The organism is Microbacterium sp. zg.Y909, from assembly GCF_024626565.1.
The window spans coordinates 1-4,273 of record NZ_JANJFJ010000376.1 but is presented as its reverse complement, the minus strand read 5'-3'; the positions used below and the strand labels follow the sequence as shown (position 1 = coordinate 4,273).

Below are 4,273 nucleotides of genomic sequence, written 5' to 3'. Positions count from 1 at the left end.
CGTGGCCGTTGGAGCCGAGGCCCTCCGGCAGGGCGAACGTGCCCGTGATGAGCACCTCGCCGGTGGCGGTGACCGCGCCGACGAGCGGCCCGGACGAGGGCGTCTGCGAAAGGATCAGCGCGTTGGAGGTCGCGAGACTGCCGGTGCTGCCGGCGCCCCGCGCGAGGATGTTGTCGAAGGATGCCGGCAGCTCGACGGCGGCGTCGCCCGCCAGTAGGTCGGCACCCAGGGCGCTGTTGACGACGGGAGCCTCGGCGGCCGCGTCGATGACCTCGGCGGCATCGACCTCCGACTCGACTTCGTGCTCGTCGGCAACCTCGTCAACGACCTCTTCGTCGGCCTCGGTGATCTCGGGCTCGCCGGCCTCGGACTTTGCCTCGTCGTCGGAATCAGGCGTCGCGACGGTGGGCTGGTCCCCCGTGCCCTCCACAGCGGCATCCTGAGACTGCTCAGCCTGCGCCGCGGCTTCGGCATCCGCCTCGGCTTCTGCGCTCTGCGCTTGCTTCTCCGCCGCGTGTGCCGCCAGCAGCTCCGACGTCAGGACCGGGACCGATGCCGTGCGGATGCGCTCCTGCTGTCGCGCCTGCCGGCGGGTCAGCGGGTGCGCATCGAGGTCGACGCTGGCGTCGGGCTCGGGGGCGGGCGGCACCGCCGTCGGCGTCGCCGGCCGGGGCAGCGGTGTGGCCACCACGGGAGGCTCGGCGGGAGGCTCGGTCGACGTGATGATCGGTGTCGCCGCCGTGTTGCGCAGTTCGCGCATCTGCTTGCGCGTCAGCGGCGGAGTGGGCTGCTCGGGTGTGCTCATGCCTGGCTCCGATAGAGGTGATGCTTCGCAATGTATTGGACGACGCCGTCGGGGACGAGATACCACACCGGGAAACCCCGCTGTACGCGATCCCGGCAATCCGTCGACGAGATGGCCAGGGCCGGGACCTCCAGCTGGCTGACGCCCTCCGGGGGCAGATCCTCGATGTTCAGCACGTGGCCCGGGCGTGAGACGGCCACGAAGTGAGCCAACCGCCACAGCTCGGCATGGTCGCGCCACGTGAAGATCTGCGCGATCGCGTCGGCGCCGGTGATGAAGTAGAACTCGGCATCCGGTCGCTGCGCCCGAAGATCGCGCAGTGTGTCGGTGGTGTACGTCGGCCCGCCACGGTCGATGTCGACGCGACTGGTCGTGAAGCGCGGGTTGGATGCCGTCGCGATCACGGTCATCAGGTAGCGGTGCTCGGCCGCCGAGACCTCATGCTTCTGCCACGGCTGGCCCGTGGGCACGAAGATGACTTCATCAAGATCGAGCGACTGCGCGACCTCGCTGGCCGCCACCAGGTGACCGTGATGGATGGGATCGAATGTCCCACCCATGACGCCGATGCGCGGTCGCGAAGAAGTCATGCAGAAGGCCTAGTGGTGGCCGTGTCCCGCCTGCGTCAGCTGGTCTGCGTGGGTGCGGGCGTAAGCCTCGGCCTTCGGCGAGTGACGGTTGGCGACGTTGCGGAACGACACCGTGACGAGCCCGAGCAGCAGGAACACCACCAGCGCGACGATGCCGTAGCCGACGTTGTCGAAGAGGCCGACGTGGTGTTCGGTCTCCGCCGCAGCGAGGGCGGTGATCGTAGCGAGGGTCATGCGGGCTCCGTTTCGGGTTGCGTTGGTGGCGCGGTGTCCAGCTTATTGCGTCAGGCGCGGATCTGCCCGCCACCACGGGCGAGCCACTTGGTGGTGGTGAGTTCCGGCAGGCCCATCGGGCCGCGGGCGTGCAGTTTCTGGGTCGAGATACCGACCTCGGCGCCGAAGCCGAATTCGCCGCCGTCGGTGAAGCGGGTCGAGGCATTGGCCATGACCACGGCGGAGTCGACCTCCGCGAGGAACCTCTCGGCCCGCGCGTCGTCGGTGGTGATGATCGACTCCGTGTGGCCGGTCGAATAAGCGCGGATGTGGGCGAGCGCCTCATCGAGGTCTGCCACCACGCGCAACGACAGGTCGAGGCTCATGTGCTCGACGGCGTACTCGGCGTCCGTGACGGGCACGACGCCGGGTGCGAGATCGCGTGTGGCGTCGTCGCCGTGCACCGTGACACCCTCGGCCTGCAGCGCCGCGACGACCGGCGGCACGAGGCGCGGGGCGGCGTCGGCGAGCACCAGCACCGTCTCCACGGCGTTGCAGACACTGGGGCGCTGCACCTTCGCGTTGACGACGATGTCTCGCGCCCACTCCAGCGGCGCCGTGGTGTCGAGCACGATGTGCACCACGCCGGCGCCGGTCTCGATGACGGGCACGGACGACTCGGTGACCACTGTTTCGATCAGCTGGGCGCTGCCGCGGGGCACGAGCACATCGACGAGGCCTCGGGCCTGCATGAGCTCACGTGCGCCGTCGCGGCCGAAGTCGTCGAGGGTCTGCACTGCCTCGGGGTCGATCCCCTGCGAGGCGAGGGCGTCGCGCATGACGCGCACGAGCGCAGCGTTCGAGTGCTCGGCGGCCGTGCCGCCGCGCAGCACCACCGCATTGCCCGAGCGCAGCGCCAGCGAGGCGATGTCGACGGTGACGTTCGGGCGCGCTTCGTAGATGGCGCCGATCACGCCGAAAGGCACCGAGACCTTCTGCAGGTGCACGCCGGTGGGAAGCTGTCGGTCGTCGAGCACGCGGCCGACCGGATCGGGAAGTGCCGCGACGTCGCGCACCGCTGCGGCGAGGGCGCCGATGCGGGCGGCATCCAGCCGCAGTCGATCCTGCAGGCCCTCGGACAGACCGGCAGAGCGTCCCCGCTCGAGATCCCGCGCGTTGGCGGCGGCGATCTCGTCCACTGCGGCGTCGATGGCGTCGGCGATCGCGTGCAGCGCGGCCGCCTTCTTTCCGTCATCCAGAAGGGCGACGCTGCGGGCCGCCTCACGCGCGAGCATCATCCGCTCGCGCGCCGTCGTCGGGGCGGTGAGGGTGGTCATCGGCCCAGTTTAGCCGCGGGTGATCGCGTCGGTATCTACCGCGCCCGTGATCGCACCGGCGGCGACGGGGCCCGGCGCGAACCACGTGCCGATGTCCGCCCCGTCCAGCGCCTCCCCCACGAGATCGGCGCTGGTGACAAGCACCCCGACCCCGGATGCCGCGGCGAGACGAGCAGCCGAGACCTTCGTGGCCGCTCCCCCGGTGCCGACGCTGTTGACGACGACCGAGCCGAACTCGAAGCCGCTGAGATCGTCACCGAACTCCACGTGGCGGATGGGCTCCGCGCCCGGTTCGGAGGGTGGGCGCGTGTAGAGGCATTCGATGTCGCTGAGCAGCACGAGGGCGTCGGCCCCGATGAGCCGAGCGACGAGAGCCGCGAGCCGGTCGTTGTCGCCGAAGCGGATCTCGTGGGTCGCCACGGTGTCGTTCTCGTTGACGATCGGGAGGATGCGCAGGCCGAGCAGCCGCTCCATCGCCCGGCGGGCGTTGGAGCGGTGGGTCGGGTTCTCGAGGTCCCCGGCGGTGAGCAGCACCTGTCCCGCGACCACGCGGAAGGCGCGCAGAGCCTCTTGATAGCGGTAGATCAGAATGTTCTGGCCCACCGCTGCGGCGGCCTGCTGGGTCGCCAGATCATCGGGCCGCTCGTCGAGCTCGAGGTACGGCATGCCGGTGGCGATCGCTCCCGAAGACACCAGCACCACCTCGACCCCACGCGCGTGTGCTGCCGCCAGGGCTTCGACGATCGATTGGATCTTGCCGGCGTTCTCGCCGCTGATCGACGACGATCCGACCTTGACCACCAGGCGGCGGGCCGTCCGGACCGCCGCGCGATCGGTCACGGTCACCGTGCGTTCTCCTCGTTTCGCTGCGCGATGCGCTCGGCCTCGAGGTCGGCGCGCGCCTCGGCCTTGGCATCCATGCGCTCGTGGTAGCGCTCGCGACGCTGGGACGTCGTGCGGCGCGGGTTGAGATCGAGTCGCGGGTCGGTGCCTCGCGGCGCGGTCATGAGCTCGGCTGCGGAGCTCATCGTGGGATGCCAGTCGAACACGATGCCGTCGCCCTCGCCGATGACCACGGTGGAACCGGCCTGCGCGCCCGCCTTGTAGAGGCCGTTCTCGACCCCGAGCTTCTCGAGCCGGTCGGCGAGGAAGCCGACGGCCTCTTCGTTCTGGAAGTCGGTCTGCTGCACCCAGCGCACGGGTTTGGCGCCCAGCACGCGATAAATGTTGCCGTACGTTCCGCCTTCGACGCGGATCTCGAATTCCTTCTCCGACCCCTTCGGGCGGATGACGACCCGCTCGGGTGCGGGGGTCGCCGCCAGGGTCGC

General features: G+C 70.1%; 6 protein-coding genes. All 6 read right to left on the bottom strand.

What is annotated here, in order from left to right:
* The coding region (locus NQ160_RS19585; RefSeq protein ID WP_257516785.1) for a hypothetical protein at nt 1-805 on the bottom strand (805 nt) is incomplete at its 3' end.
* Complete coding sequence (gene nadD, locus NQ160_RS19580; RefSeq protein ID WP_257516784.1) at nt 802-1,395, bottom strand: nicotinate-nucleotide adenylyltransferase; 594 nt, start codon at nt 1,393-1,395, stop codon at nt 802-804. The genes NQ160_RS19585 and nadD, both read right to left, overlap by 4 nt.
* 9 nt (nt 1,396-1,404) lie before the next feature.
* Nucleotides 1,405-1,629 (bottom strand): hypothetical protein, encoded by a 225-nt coding sequence (locus NQ160_RS19575; RefSeq protein WP_257516783.1) that lies wholly within the window; start codon nt 1,627-1,629, stop codon nt 1,405-1,407.
* A gap of 50 nt (nt 1,630-1,679) precedes the next feature.
* On the bottom strand, nt 1,680-2,945 hold the full coding sequence (locus tag NQ160_RS19570; RefSeq protein ID WP_257516782.1) for a glutamate-5-semialdehyde dehydrogenase: 1,266 nt from the start codon (nt 2,943-2,945) through the stop codon (nt 1,680-1,682).
* Nucleotides 2,946-2,954: 9 nt separating this feature from the next.
* A complete protein-coding gene (proB, locus tag NQ160_RS19565) occupies nt 2,955-3,791 on the bottom strand; it encodes a glutamate 5-kinase (protein WP_257516781.1) in 837 nt (278 codons plus the stop codon).
* Nucleotides 3,788-4,273 (bottom strand): Obg family GTPase CgtA (gene cgtA, locus NQ160_RS19560; protein WP_257516780.1); only part of this gene is annotated, 486 nt, incomplete at its 5' end. The genes proB and cgtA, both read right to left, overlap by 4 nt.

Bases quoted from the DNA above. Each gene is read 5' to 3' on its own strand.
- NQ160_RS19575 (WP_257516783.1), bottom strand. From the start codon at position 1,629: ATGACCCTCGCTACGATCACCGCCCTCGCTGCGGCGGAGACCGAACAC.
- NQ160_RS19570 (WP_257516782.1), bottom strand. From the start codon at position 2,945: ATGACCACCCTCACCGCCCCGACGACGGCGCGCGAGCGGATGATGCTC.
- nadD (WP_257516784.1), bottom strand. From the start codon at position 1,395: ATGACTTCTTCGCGACCGCGCATCGGCGTCATGGGTGGGACATTCGAT.